The organism is Mesorhizobium sp. M0037, assembly GCF_040323635.1.
GTDB lineage: Bacteria > Pseudomonadota > Alphaproteobacteria > Rhizobiales > Rhizobiaceae > Mesorhizobium.
Genome location: NZ_JAMYVB010000006.1, coordinates 63,926 through 88,648 on the forward strand (window position 1 = coordinate 63,926; position 24,723 = coordinate 88,648).

Below are 24,723 nucleotides of genomic sequence, written 5' to 3' on the forward strand. Positions count from 1 at the left end.
TCGGTTCTCAGGCCGCGGCCATGATCTCGGCATAGGTGGTGAAATCGACATTGCCGCCTGACAGCACGACGGCGACGCATTTGCCCGACAGTTCGATCTCGCCTGACGAGAGCGCCGCCAGCGCCACGCAGCCGCCGGGTTCGACCACCAGCTTGAGATGGGCCATGGCGTCGCGCACCGCCTGTGCGGCCGCCTTGTCGGAGACGGCGATGGCGCCGGCGAGGTTCTTGCGGTTGATCTCGAAGGTGATCGCGCCGGGCTCTGCGGTGAGGATGGCATCGCAGATCGAACTGTGGCCGGGCTCGTTGGAAACCCTTTTTCCTTCGATCAGCGAGCGGCGGGTGTCGTCGAAATGCTCGGGCTCAACGGCCCAGACTGCTGTGGCCGGCGAGGCATCCTTGACGGCGATCGAAATGCCGCTCGTCAGGCCGCCGCCTCCACAGGGAATGACGACCGCATCGAGGCTGACGCCGAGCGCTTTTGCCTGGCACATCAGTTCGAGACCGATCGTGCCCTGGCCGGCGATGATGGCCGGATCGTCGAAAGGAGGCACCAGCACCATGCCCTTGTCCATGTAGGGTCGCACCACCGTCATGCGGTCGTCGCGAAAGCGGTCGAACGGCACCACTTCGGCGCCCATCTTGCGGACATTGGCGATCTTCATCGCCGGCGCGTCGGCCGGCATGGCAATGACCGCCTTGACGCCGAACATGGCAGCCGCCGCGGCGACGCCCTGAGCATGGTTGCCTGAGGAGAAGGCGACGACGCCGCGGCTGCGCTCTTCTTCGCTCAGCGAAGACAGTTTGTTGTAGGCGCCGCGGAATTTGAACGAGCCGGTGCGCTGCAGCGTCTCCGGCTTGAACAGGATGCGGCCGCCGAAGCGTTTGTTGAGTTCCAGCGATTCGATCAAGGTCGTTTCGGCGATCAGGCCGGAGAGCCGCGCGGCGGCGGCATGGATGTCGGCGATGCCGGGAAGCGTGGTCATGGCGAAGTCCTGAAAGGGATGAGATCGGCGCATGGTGCACGCAAAGGCAGGCCACGCACCAATGAAAAAATGTGACCGTTACAAAGTTTGGCGGGCATGAGCGGCGACGAGGGTCAAACTGGCCCACCTCTCCCGCCTTTATCCGCCGGGCCGCATCGGCTAAGGGCGGGGGAGCAGAATCCCGGACCGCCAGACATGACCGCCAAGCCAAAACCCCTGTTCCTCGGTATCGACACCGGTGGCACCTATACCGATGCCGTGCTGTGGTCGGAACAAGGCGGGCCAAAAGGCAAGGTGCTGGCCAAGGCCAAGGCGCTGACCACGCGGCACGATCTTGCTGTCGGCATTTCCGGCGCGGTCGATGCGGTGCTGGGAAAATCGGCCACCGATCCGGCCGCGATCAAACTCGTGTCGATGTCGACGACGCTCGCCACCAATGCGCTGGTCGAGGGCCAGGGTGGGCGTGTGGCGCTCATCATGATCGGCTTTACCGGGGCCGACCTTGCGCGCGACGGGCTGAAGACGGCGCTCGGCACCGATCCGGTGGTGTTTTGTCCGGGCGGCCATGACGTGCACGGCAATGCGGCCAAGCTCGATCTGTCGGGGCTGGAAGCAGCACTCCCTGAACTCGGCGCCTCGGTGTCGGGCTTTGCCGTGTGCGCCTATTTCGCCACCCGCAACCCGGCGCATGAACTCGCCGCGCGCGACCTCATCCGCGAAAAGACCGGCCTGCCGGTGACCGCCAGCCATGAATTGTCGGCCAAGCTCGGCGGTCCGCGTCGCGCGCTCACCACCCTGCTCAACGCCAGGCTGATCTCGATGATCGACCGGCTGGTGGCGGCAACCGAAGGATTTTTGGAAGCCCGCAACATCGCAGCGCCCCTGATGGTGGTGCGCGGCGATGGCGCGCTGGTTTCGGCGGCGTTTGCCCGCCAGCGGCCGATCGAGACCATCCTCTCCGGCCCGGCCGCCAGCCTGGTCGGCGCCCGCCACATGACGGGCCTGGACAACGCCATGGTGTCCGACATTGGCGGCACCACCACCGATGTCGCCGTGCTCGATGGTGGCCGGCCCCGGCTCGACCCCGAAGGCGCCACCGTCGGCGGCTTCCGCACCATGGTCGAGGCGGTCGCCATGCGCACCTTCGGCCTCGGCGGCGATTCCGAAGTGGCGCTGGAAGATGGCGCGCTCAACCCGAAAATCCTGCTCGGGCCGCGCCGCCTGGTGCCACTGGCGCTGGCCGGCATGATGCATGGTGTTTCCGTGACATCGGAGCTCGAGCGCCAGCTCAGGGCGCCCAACCCCGGCCGCATGGACGGCCGCTTTGCGTTGCGCACCGGCGTGCCGGACAGGCTCGCCGCCGGCCTGACCGCGCCCGAGGCGAAACTGTATGAACTGATTGGCGCTGTGCCGCTCGCCATCGACAGGCTGCTGACCTCGAACGCCCAGAACGCGACGCTGAACCGGCTGGTGTCGCGCGGGCTGGTGCATATCTCGGGCTTCACGCCCTCGGATGCCGCCCATGTGCTGGGCAAGCAGGCCAATTGGGATCCCACTGCTGCCCGGCTCGGCGCCGAACTGTTTTCCCGCAAGCGCGACGGCCGCGGCCAGAACATCGCGCCGTCTCCAGAGGTGATTTCCGAACGGGTGCTGCTGACGCTGACGCGCTGGTCGGCCGAATACATTCTGGAGACCGCCTTTGCCGAAGACGGGCTGGATGGCGCCGCCACCGTCGCGCATGCGCTGGTGCAGCGCGCCGTCGATTCCCATCCCGGCATCGCAAGGCTCAGCGTCGCGCTCGATCGTCCGGTCATTGGCCTCGGCGCCTCGGCGCCGCTGCACTATGCCGGCTTGGCCGAGCTGGTCGGTAATGAGTGCGTGGTGCCGGAGGATACCGACGTCGCCAACGCGCTCGGCGCCGTCGTCGGCCAGGTCCGCGTCTCCGCCGAAGCCCGCGTCAGCCAGCCCAGGGAAGGTTTGTTTCGTTTGGCCTCGGGGCAAACGGTGCGCGACTTCACGGACGAGGCCAAGGCGATCGCGGCAGCGGAGGCTGATGTGCGGGCGATTGTGGCCGAGCGGGCGAAGGATGCCGGCACGGATAATGCCGAGATCGACGTTTCGACCGAGTTCAAGGTGTCTACGGTTGAGGCCCAACGGATGTTTATCGAAGCGCATGTGGTGGCGGTTGCATCGGGTCGGCCGAGGATTGCGGTTTAATGCATGTCGCCCAGAAGTGTGCCGCGGTTCTGGGACAACGACATGCATCAAAACAAAGACTTAAAGCGCGTCGTATGAATCCGTTCAGCGCGACGCGCTTTAGGGTAATCTCCCCCCTTGTGGGGGAGATGGCCGGCAGGCCAGAGGGGGGCGCTGTCCCGCCGACCTCTCATCGACGCTCACCCCGCGACTCGGCCTGTTTCGATCGGTCATGGAAAGGTTTGCGTTCCTTCGCGCCCCCCTCTGCCCTTCCGGGCATCTCCCCCACGAGGGGGGAGATCAGCAGCTTCAAATTCCCCGCCTTCACCCTAAGCTGAATTGACCCTTCACCCCCGACATGCCAAAGGCCGCAAAGCCTTTCATCTGGAGAAGCCCTGATGACCGATCGCGTCGAGATCGCCGGATTGCGGATTGCCCGCGAACTGCATGACTTTGTCGGCGAAGCGCTGCCGGGTACCGGTATTGCCGCCGACGCCTTCTGGAACGGCTTTTCGTCCATCGTCCATGATCTCGCGCCGAAGAACCGGGCGCTGTTGGCCAAACGCGACGCCATGCAGGAACAGATCGACGCCTGGCACCGCGCCAATGGCGCGCCCATCAATATGGAGGCCTACAAAACCTTCTTGCGTGAGATCGGCTATCTCGTGCCCGAAGGGCCGGCCTTTTCCGTGTCGACCGACAATGTCGACCCCGAGATCGCCACCGTTGCCGGGCCGCAGCTGGTGGTGCCGGTGATGAATGCGCGTTATGCGACCAACGCCGCCAATGCCCGCTGGGGCTCGCTCTATGATGCGCTCTACGGCACCGACGCCATTGCCGAGACCGGTGGCGCCGAGAAGGGTAAAAGCTTCAACCCCGTGCGCGGCGCCAAGGTGGTTGCCTGGGCGAAGAGTTTTCTGGACGAGTCCGTGCCGCTCACCTCGGGCAAATGGGCCGGCGTGAACGGGCTGACGGTTTCGGGTGGCACCTTGCGGCTCGGCGCCGGCGCCGGCGGCACCACGCTGGCCAACCCGAAACAATTTGCCGGCTATCGCGGCGACGGTGCCAACCCGGAAGCCATCCTGCTGGTCCAGAACGGCCTGCACATCGAGATCCTCATCGACCGCACCAACCAGATCGGCCGCACCGACCCGGCCGGCATTGCCGACGTGATCCTGGAATCGGCGCTGACCACCATCCAGGACTGCGAGGATTCGGTCGCGGCGGTGGATGCCGAGGACAAGGTCATCGTCTACCGCAACTGGCTCGGCCTGATGAAGGGCGATCTGGCGGAGGAAATCAGCAAGGGCGGCAAAACCTTCACGCGCAAGCTCAATCCGGACCGCGCCTGGACCGCGCCCAGTGGTGGCGCGCTGAGCTTGCCCGGCCGCTCGCTGATGCTGGTGAGAAACGTCGGTCACCTGATGACCAATCCGGCCATCCTCGACCGCGATGGCAACGAGGTGCCGGAAGGCATCATGGATGCGGCGCTGACGGCGCTGATCGCGCTGCACGATGTCGGCGCCAACGGGCGGCGGATGAACTCCCGCGCGGGCTCGATGTATGTGGTGAAGCCGAAGATGCATGGGCCGGAGGAAGTCGCCTTCGCAGTCGAGATTTTCGACCGCGTCGAGGCGCTGCTCGGCATGGCCAAAAACACTATCAAGATGGGCATCATGGACGAGGAGCGGCGCACCACCGTCAACCTCAAGGAAGCGATCCGCGCGGCGAAGGAGCGCGTCGTGTTCATCAACACCGGCTTCCTCGACCGCACCGGCGACGAGATCCACACCTCGATGGAAGCCGGGCCGATGATCCGCAAGGGCGACATGAAGCAGGCCGCCTGGATCTCCGCCTATGAGGCGTGGAATGTCGACATCGGGCTCGAATGCGGGCTCGCCGGTCATGCCCAGATCGGCAAGGGCATGTGGGCGATGCCGGATCTGATGGCGGCGATGCTGGAACAGAAGATCGCCCATCCCAAGGCCGGCGCCAACACCGCCTGGGTGCCGTCGCCGACAGCGGCGACGCTGCACGCCACGCACTATCACAAGGTCGATGTCCACGCCGTCCAAGCGGCGCTGAAGAGCCGGCCGAAGGCGAAGCTCGATGATATATTGTCGGTGCCGGTGGCGGTGCGGCCGAACTGGACCCCCGACGAGATCCAGCGCGAGCTCGACAACAATGCGCAAGGCATTCTGGGCTATGTCGTGCGCTGGATCGACCAGGGCGTCGGCTGCTCGAAAGTGCCCGACATCAACGATGTCGGCCTGATGGAAGACCGCGCCACGCTGCGCATCTCCTCGCAGCACATCGCCAACTGGCTGCACCACAAGGTGTGCTCGCAGATCCAGGTGATGGATTCGCTGCGGCGCATGGCAGCGATCGTCGACCTCCAAAATGTCGGCGACCCGCTCTACCGCCCGATGGCCACCGATTTCGACAATTCCATCGCCTTCCAGGCCGCCTGCGACCTGGTGTTTAGAGGCCGCGAACAGCCGAACGGCTATACGGAGCCGGTGCTGCACGCGCGGAGGCTGGAGCTGAAGGCGAAAGAGCGGGCGAATTAGCGCCTGCGTTTCCCTCCCCCTCGAGGGGAGGGTGGCCCGAAGGGCCGGGTGGGGTCCTGCGTGAAGTGCGGCGACTCCCTTCGGACGACACTACAAGCAATGTCATTGCAGAGGCCCCTTCTCGGCTCGGCTCCAAAAAGATCGACCATTCTTCGGCGACCCCCACCCTGCCGCTTCGGGGCCACCTTCCCCTCAAGGAGGAGCGTTACGCCGCCTGCGCTACCCGCTCCGACATCATGCGGTAGGAAATCGCCTCGGCCAGGTGAATTCGGCCGACGGTTTCGCTGGCGTCGAGGTCAGCCAGTGTGCGCGCCACTTTGAGCACGCGGTGATAGGCGCGCGCGGAAAAGCCGAGTTTCTCGCTGGCGTCTTTCAGCAGCGACAGGCCGGCGGCATCCGGCATCGCGATGTCCTCGATAACAGAAGGCGAGCAATGGGCGTTGGTGGTGGCGCTGGTAACGCCCAGCCGCTCGAAACGTTCGCGCTGGATGGTGCGGGCGCGCGCCACGCGCTGGGCGACGGCTGCACTTTTCTCCGCTCGGTCGGGCCGGATCAGGTCGGCGGCCGAGACCGCCGGTACCTCGATCCTGAGATCGATGCGGTCGAGCAGCGGGCCGGAAATGCGCGCCTGGTAGTCGGTGCGGCAGCGCTCACCGCGCAGGCAGCGATAGCCGGGCTCGCCGGCCATGCCGCAACGGCACGGGTTCATCGCCGCCACCAGCTGGATGCGCGCTGGATAGGTGACGCGGTGGTTGGCGCGCGCGATCATGCAGTCGCCGGTCTCCAGTGGCTGGCGCAGCGCATCCAAGGTCTGCGGCGTGAATTCGGGAAACTCGTCGAGGAACAGGACGCCGTTATGGGCAAGCGATACTTCGCCCGGCCGCGCCCTGATGCCGCCGCCGACCATTGCCGCCATCGAAGCCGAATGGTGCGGGGCGCGGAACGGCCGCCGGTCGGTGAGCTTGCCTTCGCCGAGCTCGCCGGCCACCGAGGCGATCATCGAGACTTCAAGAAGTTCCTTGGGCGCCAGTGGCGGCAGAATTGAAGGCAGCCTCTGCGCCAGCATCGATTTTCCCGAGCCGGGAGGCCCGACCATCAACAGATTGTGGCCGCCGGCCGCCGCCACTTCCAGCGCCCGCTTGGCGCTTTCCTGGCCCTTGATGTCTGAAAGGTCGGGCAGGTCGCGGGCCGAGACATGGATGCCGGGCTCGGGCCGCGACAGCACCTGCGTGCCGCGAAAATGATTGGCGATGGCAATCAGGCTGCGCGGCGCCAATATGTCGAAATCCTTGCCCGCCCAGGCCGCTTCCGGCCCGCAGCCGAACGGGCAGATCAGGCCTTTTCCCTCGGCATTGGCGCCGATCGCCGCCGGCAGCGCACCGGCGACCGTGGCAATGGTGCCGTCGAGCGACAATTCTCCGAGCACGACATAGGAGGCCAGCATGTCGCCCGGAATGGCGCCAAGGGCGGCCATCAGGCCGAGCGCGATCGGCAGATCGTAATGGCTGCCTTCCTTGGGCAGATCGGCCGGAGCGAGGTTGACCGTCACCTTCTTCGACGGCATCGACAGGCCCGACGCATGGAGGGCCGCCTGCACCCGCTCGCGGCTTTCGGCCACCGCCTTGTCGGCCAGGCCGACAATCTGCATGCCGACCTTGCCCGGCGCGATCATCACCTGGACATCGACCGGTACGGCCTCGATGCCCTGGAAAGCAACCGTGCGAACCCGCGCCACCATCTTGCTCTGCCCCCGGATATCGGCTCGCCTCGGCCTTGTGGTTCGGACCGCGAGCGACGTCAGGACAAGACAACCATAGATTTCAGGCCAAGGCAAGAACATTACAGGAACATACTCGCCTTCAGCCACTACGATGTCGCGCTGGCCGACCGCTCATCCGAAGTGGCATCGTTTTCGCCGCAAGCTTCGAAGCCATCCTCACGGGATATGTTTCGCCCGGCGACTTGGCGCCAGCGTCCATGGCGGCGAAGGTTATTCTTGCTCCGAGGTAACAAAACAGGCCCGACTAGGCCGCTAACGGTACGCCGCGGGTCCTTCGTCCTGCACGGGATCGGTCTGAAGGATGCTCACCGCCGCCTCCGCTGGACTGAGGCCCAGGTACAATGTTGGTCTCTGTTGCCGTTGTGCTTAGGATTGTGCAGTTCGCAACGAGCCGAAGGCGCCAATAATACGCCATGTCTGGTTGCTCGAAAAGAGTCTTGCCGTTGCCCAAGAGAAGCTGCGTCTATTTGGACTCCGCATCGACAAGAAAATAACGAGGTGCTAATATACCGTGGGGCGATCGTATTTCCGCCGCTGTTCGACGGCGGGACGAAGTTTTGGCAAGGGGGCTGAAATGACAAATCCGGATCATGACCAGACTACCGATCATGCCAGTGACGCGATTGAACGAGGACCTTTGCCAGCAGGACCACCTTGGCGCCTCGTTGTAGGAGCAGTTTTCGGTGGTCTTGTTCTCCTAGGCTTCTTTTATATTGCAGTTAGGGCTGCAGATGGGGGGCCTCAGATTGTCTGTAACGCATTCTACCCACTGACTGCGTTCTTCGCCTTGGGTACAGCCATGGCTGGCGCATTCATAGGCGGAGAGATTGGCGCGAAAGGCACGCTCCCAATTGGTCAATTTGGCTACGCCGCGGTTGGCGGCATTGCCGGCCTGATTACAGTATTCCTAATTTCCTTTTTTACTTACGATTCCTTCTGCCATGGTGGGGAACAGGTGGGCCTTCAACTTGAGATTCAGGACATTCCTAAAAGTTTGGTGGCAACAGAGCTGCCGGCGGATTTTTGGGTACAGAAACGGCGAGATGAAGTCCTGGTCATCAGGTTTGACGAAAATCCGGTCGGCCGTCGCGACTCTACTTTATTGTTACGCTTCGACAAGTCGAGGGAATGCCGGATAGATGTCGTAGAATACCAGCAAAATGAAATTGCATCGAAAGAGAAAGACCTAAAGGACACATCATTTCTCGAGAAATGGAAAGAACGACCGAAAATTATCGTCAAATTTAATCCGCAGTATGTCGGTGATGCCGAAGCAACCCGCTACGCTGTATCAAATTGCCTAATATCTTCGTCCCATCCCGGCTTACCTAGCCAATCGGTGGAGAACAAAATCGAATCCGATGGAATTATGTTGAGCCTTACGAGGTTAAAGCAATTGGCGCCTCTCGTCGGTCAACCTTCGGAGTTCCCCATTCCTCCTCCTATAGAGACCGACAAGCTGGGGAGTCTTTCTCCACCGGGTGCTGAACCGTTCGCTCGGTTTTCAGGGTTTTGGATTGGGTCCGCATACGCAGCCGGAGAGGACTATCAATCTCTGCTGAACGATTTGACCGGCAGCGACGAACGCAAGGCTGCCGACGCCAAAAAGACATTAGGCAGCGATGGAACGCACTACGGCGTTGAGTTGCGGAAAAGTCTAAGGGATGAACATCTCACGGATCGGGCCCGCGCAGCGGTCCTGGACATGCTGGTAGAGCTGATTAATAGCGGGCAGAGCGATTTGACACCTGGGAAAGGCATTCGCGACCTCAGAAAATCGATCACACTATTTGATGATTCCGACTATGGGCTGCTAATCTCTCTGTTGAACTCCCCCGACCCTACTCTGCGCTATCAGGCAAGGCGTCTCATCCAGCGATTTCCTGTTGACCGATTTGTTCTCGGGTTTCAGCAAATTGAGGTAGGAAAACTATTCTCACAATTATGGAGTGGCTGCAACCCGATGCCTGCCTACTGACTTAAACGTGGATGTTGCACTGTTAGACTACGCGCGGGCGCTCATTATTATAAATAGAGACTTCAATACGGTGAAAGGTGCCGGTCCAGTAGGCCCCGCAGCTCTAGCTGCAGCAAAGGGTTTTATGAAACGCCTGTCGTCGAGTGAGGCGAACTATGTTTATCCCGCCCATATCCTATACATGTCCCTGCTTCGCCCTGGGGTTAGCTGGCAAAACCTCACCAAGGAAGCCGCGCAGGTGCAAAGCGCGACAGTGGGAAGTGCTGGCGGCTTAATGAGTGGCCAAGAGTTTCGACAGGTGGCCGGTTTGACGGGCACCGGTTTCTTGGAGCTGTTTTATTCTCCCCGGGACGGTTCCGCGTTTGGCAAAGCAGACGTTAGATACATCCAAGGTATATTGGCGCAGGCGGGCGAATATTCCTTTGTAAAATTCAAAGACGAATACACCGAGTGGCGATACGGATGGATACAGTTCTCCACGGCCGCGTCTCCGAATTTAATTAGCTGGGCCGAGAGCCCACCTGAGGTTGCTTTTTGCTTTCAGCGGGACCATCAGGTCGAGCAAGGGAGATTTTTGGTTCGCTGCTTTAAGTATCTTAATCTTTGCTTACAACAGCAGCAGCGCGATCAGGGACAACGTACCGGCTGCCGGCTTTCTGCTGGGCTTGGTAGTTCTCCTTCATGGAAGTCAGCGGGACGAGGCGGGGTTCTAGATTCGTGGTTCCTATACTCTGCCAGCGCGCTTACACGACCTTTTCCGGAATTCGCGAAAACTGCACAGCTATAGAACTGCTTGTCGTGATTGCAGTCGACTTAGCCGGCCGCTTGCCAGGATTTGCATTGGACATGCGTCGCTATGGTCGGATCCTCATGTGCCCACCACCAGTCATATTTCCACGCGGAAGCGGGCAGCTTCGCCATCGTGGCCAGATACTCAAAGCTCATCGTCATGACGCCGCTTGAATACGAAAGCAGATGGTCGGGCCAAAGATCACAAGTCGCCATGTCGGCAATCTCCACAAGTCGAACCGAGCTCGCAATCCGTTCCGTCACCGCTTACTTTCGCTTCGCCTCAACCGCGTCCCAGAACAGGCTTGCAATATCCGCGCCGCCGAAGCGTTGCACTTCGCGCACGCCGGTTGGCGAGGTCACGTTGATCTCGGTCATGTAGTCGCCGATGACGTCGATGCCGACGAGGATGAAGCCGCGTGCTTTCAGGGACGGCCCGATGCGGGCGCAGATCTCGCGTTCGCGTGTCGTCAGCTCGGTCTTTTCGGCACGGCCGCCGACATGCATGTTGGAGCGCGAATCATGGTCGGCCGGTACCCGGTTGATGGCGCCGACCGCTTCGCCGTCGATCAGGATGATGCGCTTGTCGCCCTTGCGCACGTCCTTGAGATAGCGCTGGACGATATAGGGCTCGCGCGACAGTTGGGCGAACATTTCGAGCAGTGAGGCGAGGTTGCGGTCGCCCTCCTTGAGATGGAAGATGCCGGCGCCGCCATTGCCGTAGAGCGGCTTGACGATGATGTCGCCGAATTCCTTGCGGAAGGCCGCGACCTCCTGGGGATCCTTGGTGATCAGCGTTTCGGGCATCAGATCGGGGAATTCGGTGACGAAGATCTTTTCCGGGCTGTTGCGCACCCAGGCCGGGTCGTTGACGACCAGTGTCTTGGGATGGATACGCTCGAGGATGTGTGTGGTGGTGATATAGTTCATGTCGAAGGGCGGGTCCTGGCGCAGCAGGATCACATCCATCTCCGACAGGTCGGTGCGCACTTTGTCGCCCAGCGTATAATGATTGCCCTTCTCGTCGCGGAGCTTCATCTCTTCGATGCGGGCAAACACCTTGCCGCCCAGCATCGACAGCCGGTCGGGCGTATAGTGGAACAGTTGGTGGCCGCGCCGCTGCGCCTCCAGCGACAGCGCAAACGACGTGTCGCCGGCGATCGAGACGGTGGAGACATGGTCCATCTGGACGGCGATCTTCAGGGGCATCTTCCGGTCTCCAGCAGGCTCTGTCGCCGATATACGGAACTTGGCGGCTTCTGCCAATCGCGCTTGCTTGGCCCAGACCTTTAACGGTCGAAGACCAGCCGGGAGTAACCGAGGAACGACAGCGCCATGGCGACCGGCGAGGCGACGGCAAGTGCGGCCAGCGGCGGCAGCGCCGGCAGCGCAAACAGGATGGCGCAGTAGACGAGATAGTTGACGATGCTGGTGGCGATGCCGACGCCGCCATAGCGCGCGCCCTCCTGCGCCACGCCGCGGCTCGACGGCGAAAAGGTCAGGTGCCGGTTGATCTGCCAGGTGACGCACAGCGCAAAGCCGATCGACAGGACACGGGCGACGAAGGGACCGAGCGGCGTCAGCGCCAAGAGCAGCCAGAGCGCCGCGGCATCGGCGACGAAACCAACGCCGCCTGCCAGGACGAAGCGGGCGAGCCGGCTCACGGCTCAGGCGGCCCGGGGCGTCTTGCCCGGTTCGGCCTTCGGGATTTCACCAGTGCGTTCGCGCCGTTCGACCCGGCCTGACGGCACCGAGAGATAAAAAATGCGCTTCTGCTCGGCGCGTCCGCGCGATACCGAATCGAGGATCAATCCGGTCACCATCGCAAGCATCGAGAGCAGCAGCAGGCCGACCGACAGCACCCAGGTCGGCATGCGCGGCACGAGGCCGGTCTGGGCGAATTCGATCAGCACCGGCGTCATCAGGGCAAGGCTCGACGCCAGGAAGAAAATCGCGAAGGCGCCGAAGAAGCGCAGCGGCTGCGTTTCCTTCATCAGCATGGCGAACATCCACAGGATCCTGGCGCCGTCGCGATAGGTCGACAGCTTCGACGACGATCCCTCAGGCCGGCGGCCATAATCGAGCGCGATCTCGCTCACCGGCAGTTTGAGCTGCGAGGCATGCACCGACATTTCGGTCTCGATCTCGAAGCCGCCGGAAACCGCGGGAAAGCTCTTGACGAAACGCCTCGAGAAGACGCGGTAGCCGGAGAAGATGTCGGTGAAGTCGGTGCCGAACAGCCGCTTGTAGAGGCTGTTGAAGATGCGGTTGCCAAAGGCATGGCCGGAACGGCCGGCATCGTCGGTGACGCCGCGCCTGGTGCCAACCACCATGTCGCAGCGCTCGGTCTGCAGGATGTTGATCAGCAGCGAGGCATCTTCCGGCGCATAGGTGCCGTCGCCATCGGCCATCAGATAGATGTCCGCATCGATGTCGGCGAACATGCGCCGCACGACATTGCCCTTGCCCTGGCGCGGCTCGCGGATGACGATGGCGCCGGCCGCGCGGGCCTTTAATGCCGTCAGGTCGCGCGAATTGTTGTCATAGACATAGATCTCGGCCGATGGCAGCGTCTCGCGAAAGCGCCGCACCACCTCGGCGATGGTCAGTTCCTCATTGTAGCAAGGCAGGAGCACGGCAATGGCCGGCTCATGGCGGACTTCGTGCGGCATTTCCGTCTCCCGACGCCCGGCGGAGCCTCCGGCCGCGCTCATATGCGGCCTCGCTCAGGCGACTTTACTATTTATTGAAGCTGTTAAGGCTAGGTTTAAGGCCGCAGTCTTTCCGACGAAGGTCATGATGATGAACGCAGCCAAGGCGGGTGCTTCCTCCTGGAAGTCCGATATGACGCTGGCGCTGCTTGCCATGCTGGTGGTGCTGGCCGTCAATGCCGCCACGGGCTTTCGCGAATTGAGCAATGCCGGCGGCGACAATGACAGCCTGCTGCGGCTGGTCGAGGTTCGCGACATGCTGGCCGGCCAGGGCTGGTTCGACCTGCATCAGTACAGGATGGGGCCGGAAGGCGGTTTCGTCATGCACTGGTCGCGGCTGGTCGACGCACCGCTCGCCGCCATCATCCTCGCCGCCTCGGCGCTGACCGGCAGCATGGCCATGGCCGAAGCGATCGCACAGGTGCTGTGGCCGTCGCTGCTGTTTTGCCTGGCGGTGTTTTTTACAGCCCGTGCGGCACGCAGCTTCGCCGGCGTCGGCGCCGTGCTGCCCGCTATCGTCATCGGCGCGGCGGCGCTGCATTTCATCGGCATTTTCTTGCCGGGTGCGCTCGATCATCACAATGTCCAGCTGACGCTGACCATGGCCAGCCTCAGCCTGCTGCTCGAGGTGCCGGCGCGTCGCTGGGCGGCGCTGATTTCCGGGCTGTGTGCGGCCCTGACGCTGGCCGTCGGCATGGAAACCGCGCCCTATGTCGCCACCATCGGCGCCTGCATCGCTTTGCTGTTCGTCGTCGATCCCGGCGGCGAACGCCGGATCGCCAGGGATTTCGGTCTCGGCTTTGCCGGGGTTTCAGCCCTCGTCTTCGTCACCACCATCCCGCCATCGGCCATGGGCCAGCCGCAGTGCGATGCCTTCTCGGCTGTGCAGTTCGTGGTGGCGGCAATCGCCGGACTGGGGCTTGCCGCCGTGACGTCGCTCACGGTGTCCAATGGCACGGCCAGCCGCCGCCTGATCTCGCTTAGCCTGCTCGCGCTTGTGCTGGGCGCCGTCGTCGTGGCGCTGTTTCCGCAATGCCTTGCGGCTCCCTACGCAAACCTCGATCCGCGCCTCAAGGAATTGTGGCTCGATCACATCGACGAGGCGCAGTCGCTGTTCAGTATTGCCGTCAATGAGCCGGCCTCGCTGGCGGCGCGCTATGTCACGCCGCTGGTGGCGATCGCGCTGATGGCGCTTCGCCTGTGCGGACCATGGCGCAGCCAGGACAGCCTCGTCGGCGCCTTGCTGGTCGGCGCCTTCATCGTCAGCGCCTGGCAGGTCCGCGGCTCGACATTCTCGATCGCCTTTGCCGTCATCCCGCTGTCGGCCTGGATCGCAAGCTGGCGCGAACGGGCGAGGATCAGCCCTGCGCGCAGCGTATCGCTGCGCATGGCGGCAGTCTGGGTGGTGTCGGTGAATGCCGTCTGGGCCGGTGCTGCCGCCGCGACGTCGAGCGTATTCGAGGCCAGCAAGGTCTCGGTCGAGGCACAGGACACCGACAGCGATCCGTCCTGCGAGCGCAAGGCCTCTTTCGCGGCGTTGGCCCGGCTGCCGGACACCACGGTGCTTGCCATTTCCAATCTCGGCTCGCCCATCCTGGCCTATTCCGGGCACCGCGTCTTTGCCGGCCCCTATCATCGCAACATCGCCGGCGACCTGCTTGCGCTTGATGCCTTCCTCGGATCGGCGGACCAGGCGAGGATGATCGCGGCGGCTCACCACGTCGGCCTGATGGCGCTCTGCCGCGGCAGCGCCGAAAGCAAGATGCTTGCCGCCAAGGCGCCGCAAGGCTTCCTGGCCGGGCTGATGCAGGGAAGCGTCCCCGATTGGCTTGAACCAGTGGCCGAAACGCGCGGAACCCCGGTCGAACTCTACCGCGTCCGCTAAAGCATCATTCGCCAGCGAAAATCGATTTCGCGATACGCTTCCTAAACGCTTTGCTGCCAGTCTCAGCCTAAATTTCGGGCGTCACAAACAGGGATACCGATGCAAACGACGTTTGGCACCGGGCAGGCAAGCAGGGAAAACTCGGATCTGGCGTTCACCGATGCGCTGACCGGGCTTGGCAACCATCGCCGCTTCTTCGACAAGGTCGATCGCCTGATCAGCGACCGTGCAGACGATCCCGCGCCGTTCACGGTCGGCATTCTCGACCTCGACGGCTTCAAGCCGATCAACGATCTGTTCGGCCACAAGGCCGGCGACGACATATTGATCCAGGTGGCGATGCGGCTGCGCGCCTCGATGGACAGCCACTCTACGGTCTGCCGCATCGGCGCCGACGAATTCGCCTTCCTCTACCCGATGGTGTTCTCGGAGGAGGCGGCGGCCGAGAAGTCGCGCATGATGATCGAAATCCTGTCGGCGCCCTACGATGTCGGCGAACGCACCGCCAGGCTTTCGGCGTCGGTCGGCTGCTCGCTGTTTTATTCCGGCGACGAAACCACGGAAATCCTCGTCAACAAGGCCGAAACGGCGCTCTACCACGCCAAGCGTTCGGGCCGTGGCCGCGTCGTCGTCTACACCCGCGAAATGGAAGAGGCGGCCAAGCGCGTCACCCGCATCGAACAGGCGCTGCGCCGCGCCGTCTCGGCCGGTGAGGTCGAGCCGCATTTCCAGCCCATCGTCGATCTGACCACCCGCCGCACCATCGGCTTCGAGACGCTGGCGCGCTGGACCGATCGCGACCTCGGCGTGGTGCCGCCGACCGTGTTCATCCCGATCGCCGAAGAGCGCGGCATCATCGGCCCGCTATCGCAGCTGGTGCTGCGCAAGGCGACCGAAGCGGCGCGCAGCTGGCCGAAGGACCTGTTCCTGTCCTTCAACCTGTCGCCCTCGCAGCTCGTCGACCAGAACACTGGCCTGCATATATTGTCGATCCTCGACCGCACCGGCTTCGATCCGCGACGGCTGGAGATCGAGATCACCGAAACCGGCCTGATGAACGATCCGGCCTCGGCCGAGAAGATCGTCGAGGACCTGCGTCGCGTCGGCATCCGCGTCTCGCTCGACGATTTCGGCACCGGCCAGTCCTCGCTCGGCCGCTTGCGCGAATTCCATTTCGACAAGCTCAAGATCGACCGCGCCTTCGTCTCCTCGATCCTCGACGACCGACCGTCGGAACACATCATCCGCGCCATTCTGGCCATGTGTGAAGGGCTCGGCATGGATGTCGTCGCCGAAGGCATCGAGGAGGAGGCGCAGGCCGACCGCCTCGTCCAGTTCGGCTGCGCCGGCGGCCAGGGCTATCTCTTCGGCAAACCGGTCGACGCCGACGCCACGCTCGGCTACCTCCGCGATTCCTATCGCGGCGCCCTCTACGCCAAGGCAGTCTGACCGGCGGTCTGGCCTGCGTCGAGCAAGTCAGCGGCGCGAGCCAAGATCGACTGTGGCCGCCATCTTGCGGCCTTTTGTCTGACATAAGCCAATCAAATCGCCGTTTTCGCCCTTGCTCCCCGGACTTGGCTGGATAGGATGCGCGCCGACCGGACCGGGAGATGAAGATATGATGCCATCGGCCGATTTTGCCGACCTCAGGGGAGCCTCGGTGCTGATCACCGGCGGCGGTTCCGGAATTGGTGCGGCACTGACCGAGGGCTTCGTTCGCCAGGGCGCCCATGTCGCCTTCATCGACATCGCCGATGGCCCAAGCACGCTGCTTGCCGACCGCGTCGAAAAAGAACTTGGCCGGCGACCGCTCTACGTCAAGACCGATTTGCGCGACGTCGAGGCGTTGCGCGCTTCGGCCGCCAAAGCGGCTGAGGCGCATGGCGACGTCACCGTGCTGGTCAACAATGCCGCATGGGACGAACGCCACGACGTCGCCGACGTTACCGTCGAGTTCTGGGACAACAATCTCGCCGTCAATCTGCGCCCGCATTTCTTCACCGCACAGGCGGTGGCGCCGGGCATGAAGCGGGCCGGCGGCGGGTCGATCATCAACTTCACCTCGACCTCCTATCTCATCAACCACCCCGATATGCCGGCCTACACCGCCGCCAAGGCCGGCATACTCGGCCTCACCAAGGGTCTCGCCGGCAAGCTTGGGGTCGATGGCATCCGCGTCAATGCGATTGCGCCGGGCTGGGTGATCACCGAGCGGCAAAGGGAACTCTGGGTCACCGAGGAGAGGCTCGCCGCCCATGTCGCCAAGCAATGCATCAAGCAGGTCATGCAGCCCGACGACATCGTCGGCACGGTGCTGTTCCTGGCCTCCGACGCCTCGCGTATGCTGACGGCGCAGATGTTGATCGTCGACGGGGGTTTCCTGTGAGCGCGGTGAATCAAAATCCGGCAAAAGGCACGCCAGCAGTCGCCGCCGTCGACTGGGGCACGACCCGCATGCGGGTCTGGCTGGTCGACGAGGCGGGCGGGGTGCTTGCCGAGCGTCGCGGCGATGATGGGTTGATCACCGCGCAGCAAAAAGGCTTTTCGACCATCCTCGAGGGCCATCTGGCGGCGCTCGGCGCACCTGACACACTGCCGGTCATCATCTGCGGCATGGCCGGCTCGCGCCAGGGTTGGCTGGAAGCGCCTTACGTCACCGTGCCGGCGCCGCTCAGTGCCATCCTCGCGGGGGCCGCCCGCATTCCCGGCCAGCGCCGCGACATCCGCATCGTGCCTGGCCTGGCGCAGCGCCTGGAAGATGCGCCGGACGTAATGCGCGGCGAGGAAACCCAGCTTGCCGGCGCCGGTTTGCCGGCAAAAGGTCGCCATCTCGTCTGCATGCCCGGCACCCATTCGAAATGGGTTCTGGTCGAAGACGGCGCGGTCGACGGCTTCTGCACCTGCCCGACCGGCGAGCTGTTTTCGGTGCTGGCCACTCACTCGATCCTGCGCCATTCGCTGGGCGAGAGCCCGAAGCCGGTCATTCCGGACAATCCGTTCTTCCAGGAATGGTGCCGCAAGGCTTTGGCCGAGGGCGGCGATGTCACCTCGCGGCTGTTCTCGATCCGCGCCGCCGGCCTGCTGCAGGACCTCAAGGCCGACGATGCCGCCGCTTGCCTGTCCGGCCTGCTGATCGGCGGCGAGATCGCCTCGGCGGGCCGCCGCTATGGCGAAAGCACCACCGCAATCGTGCTGGTCGCCTCGGGGTCGCTAGCAGCCCTCTACCGCCAGGCGCTCGACCTTGCAGGGCTTGCCGTCAGGACGGTCGACGCCGACGAGGCGGTGCGTGCCGGCCTTATCGAGGCAGCGCGGGAAAATGGCATGATCGCCAAATGACTCACCAGAGTGGAGTGACAGCGTGACCCAGACCGCCCCCTTCCCGAAGCTCAAGCGTGGTCTTGTCGCCATTCTGCGCGGCCTCAAACCCAGCGAGGCGGTTGCCATCTGCCAGGCGCTGTTTGACGCCGGCATCGAAGCCATCGAGGTGCCGCTCAATTCGCCGGAGCCGTTTTCATCGATCGCCAGCATTGTCACCGCATTGCCCAAGACAACGCTGGTCGGCGCCGGCACGGTGCTGACTTCAGCCGATGTCGACGCCCTGGCCAAGGCCGGCGGGAGGCTGCTGGTCAGCCCCAACATCGATGCCGAAGTCATGGCCCGCGCCATGCACCATGGCATGGTGACGATGCCAGGCGTGTTCACCCCCACCGAAGCTTTTCAGGCGATTAGGCTTGGGGCTTCGGCGCTCAAATTCTTCCCGGCAAGCGTGCTCGGGCCTAGCGGCATTTCGGCGATGCGGGCCGTGCTGCCGGCCGATACCGTGGTCGGCGCCGTCGGCGGCGTTTCCGACAAAGACTTTGCCGGCTACAAAGCCGCTGGGGTGACTGCTTTTGGTCTTGGCTCCAGCCTGTTCAAACCCGGCATGAGCGTCGACGAGGTGGCCTCGCGCGCGCAGGCGGCGGTGACGGCCTGGGATGCGGCCTTCGGCGGAGCGGCATGATGGACAAGGTTTCGGTTTTTTCGGACCATGTCTGTGAACTCGGCGAGGGGCCGAGCTACGATCCCGCCACCGACACGCTGTTCTGGTTCGACATCGTCAACGGGCTTTTGGTGGAGCAGGGTGTCACGTCCAGCGCGCGGAAGGTCCATGAGCTCGGCCAGATGGCCAGCGCCATCGCCATTATCGACGACAATCGCCAGCTCATCGCCACCGAGACCGGCCTGCATGTCCGCGACGTCTCGACCGGCAAGCTGACGCTGCATACGCCTATCGAGGCCGACAATGCGCTGACCCGCTCCAACGATTCGCGCGTCCACCCTTGTGGCGCCTTCTGGGTCGGCACGATGGGCAAGGGTGAGGAGAAGGGCGCGGGCGCCATCTACTGGTTCTTCAAGGGAGAATTGCGCACGCTTTACACCGGCATCACCGTGTCGAACTCGATCTGTTTCTCGCAGGATGGAACGATCGCCTACTACACCGATACCTCGACCGGCCTGTTGATGCGCGTCGCCTGCGATCCGGCAACGGGTCTGCCGATCGGCGAGTCCAAAGTGTTCGTTGACCATCGCTCGTCCAAGGGCTTTGTCGACGGCTCGGTCGTTGATCGCGACGGCGTGCTGTGGAACGCCGTCTGGGGCGGCAAGGCGGTCAAGGCCTATTCGCCAGATGGCACATTGTTGCGCGAAATTGCCGTGCCGGCGGGGCAGTCCTCGTGCCCGGCCTTTGTCGGGGCCAAGGCCGATCGGCTGGCGGTGACCTCGGCCTGGAAAGGCAAGGACGACAAGCAGCGCAAGCTCGACCCACAGGCCGGCATGACCTTCCTGCTCGACATCCCCGTCAACGGCCGCTTCGAGCCGCGCGTGGTCATCGCCTGAGCGCTGTCGCGCAGGCGTCCGCCTCGGTCGGTTTCGCGCAAGTCTGAAGCAGGGGCCATGCCATGGTGGGACAACACCACCGAAGGTCCTGATCCATGCCGCGCCCGACCCTGATCCTCGTCCATGAGCCGGAAAAGGCCTGTCTCGACCGGCTGGTCGCCGACGGCTTTCCCGCCGAGCGCGCCCTGGAAATCTCGTCCTATCTGGCGCAATCGACCGATCTCGCGCCCGAATTCGATGAAATCACCGCCACTTGCGGGCGGCGCGGCCTCGCCTTTATGCCGGTTGCACTCGACGATGCGGCAAGCGCGCTGGCGAAGGCCGATCCCGCAACCACGCTGGTCTGGACGCTGACCGACGGCATTGCCTATTTCCGCGGTGCTGCAGCGCCCGCACTTGCCAGGCTGAATGGGCTTAGAACCATCGGAGCCGACGATGCGCTGTTCGCGCTTTGCCAGGACAAGTTCCGTTCCGGCGCCGTGCTTTGCGCGCTCGGCCTGCCGGCGCCGCAGGCAGGCCTGGCCCGCGACGGCCGCTGGCTGGCCGACCCGCCAGCTTCGGAAGCCGGCTGGTTCGTCAAGCCGAACCGGCTCGGCTCCAAGGTAGGCATCTGGCCGGATTCACGCTGCAACGACCTGGCCCATGCGCTGGAGCTTAGCCGGCGGGTCTATGCCGCTTATCGCGACGATGTCGTCGTCCAGCCCTATGTCGGCGGTCGCAATGTCCGCGCCAGCTTCCTTGGGCTGCAAACGGATGCCGGGGCGGAAGCGCTCGGCGTTGCATTCGTCGACTCCGGCGGCGATTTCCAGACCATGGCGGACTCGATGGCGCTTTACGGCGACACCGGCGAGGCCGCCAAGGCGGCTGGACTATACAGCGAGCCGGTGCTGGAGGCGGTTGCCGACACCCAGCCGGCAGCCGCGGCAACCATCCGCCGCATCGCCGAGCGGCTGGTCAGCGGGCTCGGCCTGCGAGACGTGTTTTCCCTCGATTTCAGGGTCGAGGCTAACGACCATGTCCACCTCATCGAGTTCGAGGTCTGTCCCGGCCTGCCCTGCTTCGATTTCCGCGCCTATTGCCTGATGCAATGGGGCATGACGCTGGCCGATGCGGTTGCCGAGACGGCGGCGAACCGACTGAACCGACAGGCGATCTGAACGGTCGAGGGACCAGCGCGACCTACCGCGCCTTGACGGCTTTTGCTCCACCTTTAGTGTCGCGGGACAGTCCTCAGGCAAGGCCGCGCGATGAGCACACCAGCAAGCTCCCTCCACCATCACATCAGGCGCATGGCCGGGCGCGATCCGCACGAGGCGCATCGCGTCGCCACGCCGCTCGAGCTGCTGTTCGATCTGACCTTCGTCACCGCCTTCAGCCTTGCCGCCGCGCAACTGGCGCACGCCCTTGCCGAGGGCAACTACGCGGCGGCGCTGATCGGCTTCGGCTTTGCCAGCTTCGCCATCTGCTGGGCGTGGATCAATTTCTCCTGGTTTTCCTCCGCCTATGACACCGACGATTGGATCTTCCGCCTCGTCACCATGGTGCAGATGATCGGCGTGCTGGTGCTGGCCATCGGCCTGCCGCGCATGTTCGCCTCGATCGAGCATGGCGAACACCTCAACAATTCGGTCATGGTGCTGGGCTACGTCATCATGCGCGTCGCCATGATCTTCCAATGGCTGCGCGCGGCGCGGCAGGACCTTGGGCGGCGGCGTGCCTGTCTCACCTATGCCATCGCCATCGCGATCGCCCAGATCGGCTGGGTGGTGCAGATCCTGGTCGATTTCTCGCTGGCGACGAGCCTGGCTTTCGGCGCGGTCCTGCTTCTCATCGAGCTTGCCGGACCGGTCATCGCCGAACGCCGGGATGGCGGCACGCCCTGGCACGCGCATCACGTCGCCGAGCGCTACAGCCTGTTCGCCATTATCGCGCTGGGCGAAGGGGTGGTCGGCACGCTGGCGACGCTGTCGGCCGTGGTCGAGGAGCAGGGCTGGAACCTCGATGCCGCCTTGATTGGCATTGCCGGAATGGGTCTCACCTTCGGCATGTGGTGGGTCTATTACATGCTGCCCTCGGGGACGGTGCTGCACCAGCACCGCAGCCGTTCCTTCGTCTGGGGCTATGGCCAGATGGTGATCGTCGCTGCCATCGTCGCCACCGGCGCCGGGCTGCATGTCGCGGCCTATTTCATCGAGCACAAGACCCATAACGGCCCGGTAGCGACCCTGCTGTCAGTCGCCATTCCGCTAGGCGTGTTCCTGGGGGCGATCTATGCGCTGTATTATTATCTCGTCCAGCGCTTCGATCCCCTCCACGTCTGGCTGCTGGCGGGAACGGCTGCGGTCGTCGCACTTGCCATCATCGCCGCCCTTGCCGGCGTCGACATGGCGGTCTGCCTCATCTTACTCACGCTAGCGCCGGCCGTCACCGTTGTCGGCTATGAGCTGTCGGGGCACCGCCATCAACTGGAGGTGCTGGCGCAGGAGGAAGCGCCGCACTGAGCAGAGCAGCTTCGCGCGTCAGATACCCTCGACCAGCACGATCTCGCCATCGGCCACTTTCTGACGGATGGCGACGGCGCGTTGGTATTCCGGCGAGTGGTAGCAGTCATGCGCCATCGCCAGCGATTCGAACTCGATAATGACATTGCGGGCGCGGCTAGGCCCCTCGGCCTTTTCATGCTCACCGCCACGGGCAAGGAACTTCACGTCGAAACGGTCGAAAGCGAGCTTGGCGGCAGCGACATAGTCCTTGTAACCTTCGGCGTCGCGCACATCGACGCGGGCGATCCAGTATCCCTTTGGCATTTTCTTCTCCTCGTTACGCGGCGCGCATCTCTTCCAGTATGGCTTCCGCCGCCGCGCGCCTGTCGCTTGCCGCCACGATTGGCCGGCCCACAACAAGGTGGCTGGAGCCGTTGCGGATCGCCTGGCCGGGCGTCACCACGCGTTTCTGGTCGCCATGGTCGCTGCCCTTGGGCCGTATCCCCGGCGTCACCACCGCCAGGTCGGGTCCGACGATGCGGCGCACCGCTTCCGCCTCCTCGGCCGAGCAGACGACGCCGCCCATGCCTGCATGCAGCGCCTGTTCGGCGCGCCTCAGCACCAGCGTGTGCGGGTCATATTCATAGCCGGCGTCGATCACGTCCTGCTCGTCCATCGAGGTCAGCACGCTGACCGCCAGCAGGCACAGGTCGCTGCCCCTGGCGACCTCCACCGCGGCCCGCATAGCCTTGGGATAGGCGTGGATGGTCAGCATGGTCATGCCCATGCGCACGATGTTCTCGACACCCTTGGCCACCGTGTGGTCGATGTCGAGCAGCTTCATGTCGAGGAAGATTCTGGTGCCGCCGCTGGCCAACTCCCTGGCGAAGTCGAGCCCGCCGGCGAAGGCCAGCTGATAGCCGATCTTGTAGAAGGAGACGACGCCGTCGAGTTCGCGCACCGCCTGTTCGGCCTCTTTCACCGTCGGCACGTCGAGGCCGACGATCAGCCTGTCTCTCATGGTATGGGCCTGCATGGCTGTGGAAATCATGCCCCGGTCCGGGTCGCTAGCATGCGCGAGGTTTCGATCAGCGTGCGGCATAGGTGCTCCATCGATTTGGTCAGTCTATCATCCCTGAAATTGCCGTCGCCGTCGAAGGCACTGCCGCCATCGGATACCGAGCATTCCGGCGTCACCATCTCCAGCTGGCAGCGCACCAGCACGGCGCGCAGATGGTTGATGCAGCGGATCCCGGCGAAATGTCCGTTCGAAGACGAGCACAGGCCGGCGACCTTGCCGACAAATGGCCTCACCGGCCGGCCGCCATCCAGGCGCACCCGGCTTACCCAGTCGATCGTGTTCTTGAGCAGTGGCGGGATCGAGCCATTATATTCCGGCGTCGCGATCAGCAGCCCGTCATGGGCGGCGATCAGCCGGCCGAGCTTCACGGCGTTGTCGGGAACGCCTTTTTCCTTTTCGAGGTCCTCGTCGATGATCGGCAGCGGATAGTCGGCCAGCGAAATGCGCGTCACCTCGGCGCCTTGCATGGCCAGCTCCTTCTGCGCCACATCGGCGGTCCTGCCGCTGAAGGCGCCGCTGCGCACCGAGCCGGCGAAGACGAGGATTTTCGCGATCACAGCCATTGGCCACTCTTGTTCCCGGACAGGTACAGCCAGAGGCCGCGCAAATCAACGCACTGGCTCAAAAAACGGAAACGATCGGGGGGCAAGCGCGCGAAGGTGTGCCGAGCAGCTGGGCTATTGCTAGTGGGTGACCGCAATTCTTGCACTCAGCGCGATGAGTGCAACTCCGAGCAAGGCATCTATCGGCCTGCGGACGCTGCCATATGCCGCCCGAACCCTTCTAGTGGAGAACATCAGCGCGACAAGCCCAAACCACGCCATCGCGACCAGCCCGATTATGGCCAGCGATACTGCCTGGACCCAGATCGGAGCCTGCATCGGCAATACCGATATGAACAGGCTCGCGAAGAAGGCGGCCGTCTTCGGATTTGTAATTCCGACAACGAAGCCGCTTCGCCAAGGAGCCGTAGTCTCTGCGCCACTGACGGCCAGCGGTGGCTGCGCCTGCCAAGCCGACAAAAGGATCTTGCTGCCCAGGTAACCGAGATACACGGCGCCGGCGATCCGGACGGCAAGGTGAGCCCATGCAACCTGCGTCAGTACGAGGCCCAGGCCAAACATCGCGAGAGCCGCCCACACCATGATCGCTGCGGCAATGCCAAGCGCCACATGGAACCCCGCGCGACGGCTGATCAGCGCATGGGAAGTCACGGCTACAAAATCGGGTCCCGGGCTCATCGCGCCGAGCAGGAACACTGAAGCAAGTGTCAGGAATTGCGGAAGGTAGCTCATGCGAAGCTCCAATTTCAGGCTCGTCGTACCGCACGCCTGCATGCCAGAGAGGCCAGGAAGCCGCTCGCCGCGATTTCGAGGGTCGTTTCCCTCAT

At 63.7% G+C, this 24,723-nt stretch carries 21 protein-coding genes; 12 read left to right on the forward strand and 9 right to left on the reverse strand.

The genetic code is table 11. The features are described from left to right. Positions 1 to 7: 7 nt before the first annotated feature. Positions 8 to 985 (reverse strand): threonine ammonia-lyase, encoded by a 978-nt coding sequence (locus tag NKJ78_RS11830; protein ID WP_023739815.1) that lies wholly within the window; start codon positions 983 to 985, stop codon positions 8 to 10. A gap of 195 nt (positions 986 to 1,180) precedes the next feature. Between NKJ78_RS11830 and NKJ78_RS11835 the strand changes: the two genes are divergently transcribed. Together NKJ78_RS11835 and NKJ78_RS11840 are read left to right on the forward strand one after the other, a co-directional pair. Further along, positions 1,181 to 3,202 carry a hydantoinase/oxoprolinase N-terminal domain-containing protein gene (locus tag NKJ78_RS11835; protein WP_352460015.1) on the forward strand — a complete coding sequence of 674 codons (2,022 nt, stop codon included), beginning with the start codon at positions 1,181 to 1,183 and terminating at the stop codon, positions 3,200 to 3,202. Between the two features lie 377 nt (positions 3,203 to 3,579). After that, entirely contained in the window at positions 3,580 to 5,751 is a 2,172-nt protein-coding gene (locus NKJ78_RS11840; RefSeq protein WP_352460014.1) for a malate synthase G, read from the forward strand. 205 nt (positions 5,752 to 5,956) lie between these two features. On the opposite strand, the gene NKJ78_RS11845 is transcribed toward NKJ78_RS11840, so the two are convergent. Then, positions 5,957 to 7,489 carry a YifB family Mg chelatase-like AAA ATPase gene (locus NKJ78_RS11845; RefSeq protein ID WP_023819274.1) on the reverse strand — a complete coding sequence of 511 codons (1,533 nt, stop codon included), beginning with the start codon at positions 7,487 to 7,489 and terminating at the stop codon, positions 5,957 to 5,959. 616 nt (positions 7,490 to 8,105) lie between these two features. Here NKJ78_RS11845 and NKJ78_RS11850 point away from each other — a divergent pair. Both NKJ78_RS11850 and NKJ78_RS11855 read left to right on the forward strand, forming a co-directional pair. Further along, a complete protein-coding gene (locus tag NKJ78_RS11850) occupies positions 8,106 to 9,509 on the forward strand; it encodes a hypothetical protein (RefSeq protein ID WP_352460013.1) in 1,404 nt (467 codons plus the stop codon). A gap of 124 nt (positions 9,510 to 9,633) precedes the next feature. After that, complete coding sequence (locus NKJ78_RS11855; RefSeq protein WP_352460012.1) at positions 9,634 to 10,296, forward strand: hypothetical protein; 663 nt, start codon at positions 9,634 to 9,636, stop codon at positions 10,294 to 10,296. A 269-nt stretch (positions 10,297 to 10,565) separates the two neighbouring features. Here the strand turns inward: NKJ78_RS11855 and gshB are convergent, their stop codons facing one another. The 3 genes from gshB to NKJ78_RS11870 form a co-directional block, all read right to left on the reverse strand. After that, positions 10,566 to 11,507: a glutathione synthase gene (gshB, locus tag NKJ78_RS11860; protein ID WP_352460011.1), complete on the reverse strand. Its 942-nt coding sequence runs from the start codon at positions 11,505 to 11,507 to the stop codon at positions 10,566 to 10,568. Between the two features lie 80 nt (positions 11,508 to 11,587). Beyond that, positions 11,588 to 11,962, reverse strand: a complete 375-nt coding sequence (locus NKJ78_RS11865) for a GtrA family protein (RefSeq protein WP_023710381.1) — start codon at positions 11,960 to 11,962, stop codon at positions 11,588 to 11,590. 3 nt (positions 11,963 to 11,965) lie between these two features. Beyond that, positions 11,966 to 12,970 (reverse strand): glycosyltransferase, encoded by a 1,005-nt coding sequence (locus NKJ78_RS11870; protein ID WP_023732778.1) that lies wholly within the window; start codon positions 12,968 to 12,970, stop codon positions 11,966 to 11,968. Positions 12,971 to 13,094: 124 nt separating this feature from the next. Between NKJ78_RS11870 and NKJ78_RS11875 the strand changes: the two genes are divergently transcribed. The 8 genes from NKJ78_RS11875 (at position 13,095) to NKJ78_RS11910 (ending at position 22,270) form a co-directional block, all read left to right on the forward strand. Then, complete coding sequence (locus tag NKJ78_RS11875; RefSeq protein WP_352460009.1) at positions 13,095 to 14,894, forward strand: GtrA family protein; 1,800 nt, start codon at positions 13,095 to 13,097, stop codon at positions 14,892 to 14,894. Between the two features lie 99 nt (positions 14,895 to 14,993). Continuing rightward, on the forward strand, positions 14,994 to 16,343 hold the full coding sequence (locus NKJ78_RS11880; RefSeq protein WP_023681311.1) for a putative bifunctional diguanylate cyclase/phosphodiesterase: 1,350 nt from the start codon (positions 14,994 to 14,996) through the stop codon (positions 16,341 to 16,343). 169 nt (positions 16,344 to 16,512) lie between these two features. Next, a complete protein-coding gene (locus tag NKJ78_RS11885) occupies positions 16,513 to 17,280 on the forward strand; it encodes an SDR family NAD(P)-dependent oxidoreductase (protein WP_352460008.1) in 768 nt (255 codons plus the stop codon). Between the two features lie 5 nt (positions 17,281 to 17,285). Continuing rightward, on the forward strand, positions 17,286 to 18,230 hold the full coding sequence (locus NKJ78_RS11890) for a 2-dehydro-3-deoxygalactonokinase (RefSeq protein WP_352460030.1): 945 nt from the start codon (positions 17,286 to 17,288) through the stop codon (positions 18,228 to 18,230). 22 nt (positions 18,231 to 18,252) lie between these two features. Next, a complete protein-coding gene (locus NKJ78_RS11895; protein WP_023739804.1) occupies positions 18,253 to 18,894 on the forward strand; it encodes a 2-dehydro-3-deoxy-6-phosphogalactonate aldolase in 642 nt (213 codons plus the stop codon). Continuing rightward, on the forward strand, positions 18,894 to 19,769 hold the full coding sequence (locus tag NKJ78_RS11900) for an SMP-30/gluconolactonase/LRE family protein (protein ID WP_031253428.1): 876 nt from the start codon (positions 18,894 to 18,896) through the stop codon (positions 19,767 to 19,769). Before NKJ78_RS11895 ends, NKJ78_RS11900 begins: the two co-directional genes overlap by 1 nt. A gap of 95 nt (positions 19,770 to 19,864) precedes the next feature. Next, positions 19,865 to 20,926 carry a D-alanine--D-alanine ligase family protein gene (locus NKJ78_RS11905; RefSeq protein ID WP_023739802.1) on the forward strand — a complete coding sequence of 354 codons (1,062 nt, stop codon included), beginning with the start codon at positions 19,865 to 19,867 and terminating at the stop codon, positions 20,924 to 20,926. A gap of 90 nt (positions 20,927 to 21,016) precedes the next feature. After that, a complete protein-coding gene (locus tag NKJ78_RS11910; protein WP_031253429.1) occupies positions 21,017 to 22,270 on the forward strand; it encodes a low temperature requirement protein A in 1,254 nt (417 codons plus the stop codon). A gap of 18 nt (positions 22,271 to 22,288) precedes the next feature. On the opposite strand, the gene NKJ78_RS11915 is transcribed toward NKJ78_RS11910, so the two are convergent. The 4 genes from NKJ78_RS11915 to NKJ78_RS11930 all read right to left on the reverse strand — a co-directional run bounded on the left by NKJ78_RS11915 (position 22,289) and on the right by NKJ78_RS11930 (position 24,628). Then, entirely contained in the window at positions 22,289 to 22,576 is a 288-nt protein-coding gene (locus NKJ78_RS11915; protein WP_023739800.1) for a DUF1330 domain-containing protein, read from the reverse strand. Between the two features lie 13 nt (positions 22,577 to 22,589). After that, entirely contained in the window at positions 22,590 to 23,303 is a 714-nt protein-coding gene (gene pyrF / locus NKJ78_RS11920; protein ID WP_023739799.1) for an orotidine-5'-phosphate decarboxylase, read from the reverse strand. Further along, positions 23,300 to 23,896 (reverse strand): NADPH-dependent FMN reductase, encoded by a 597-nt coding sequence (locus NKJ78_RS11925; protein WP_023739798.1) that lies wholly within the window; start codon positions 23,894 to 23,896, stop codon positions 23,300 to 23,302. Before NKJ78_RS11925 ends, pyrF begins: the two co-directional genes overlap by 4 nt. Positions 23,897 to 24,016: 120 nt before the next feature. Continuing rightward, a complete protein-coding gene (locus tag NKJ78_RS11930; RefSeq protein WP_023739797.1) occupies positions 24,017 to 24,628 on the reverse strand; it encodes a LysE family translocator in 612 nt (203 codons plus the stop codon). Between the last annotated feature and the right edge of the window lie 95 nt (positions 24,629 to 24,723).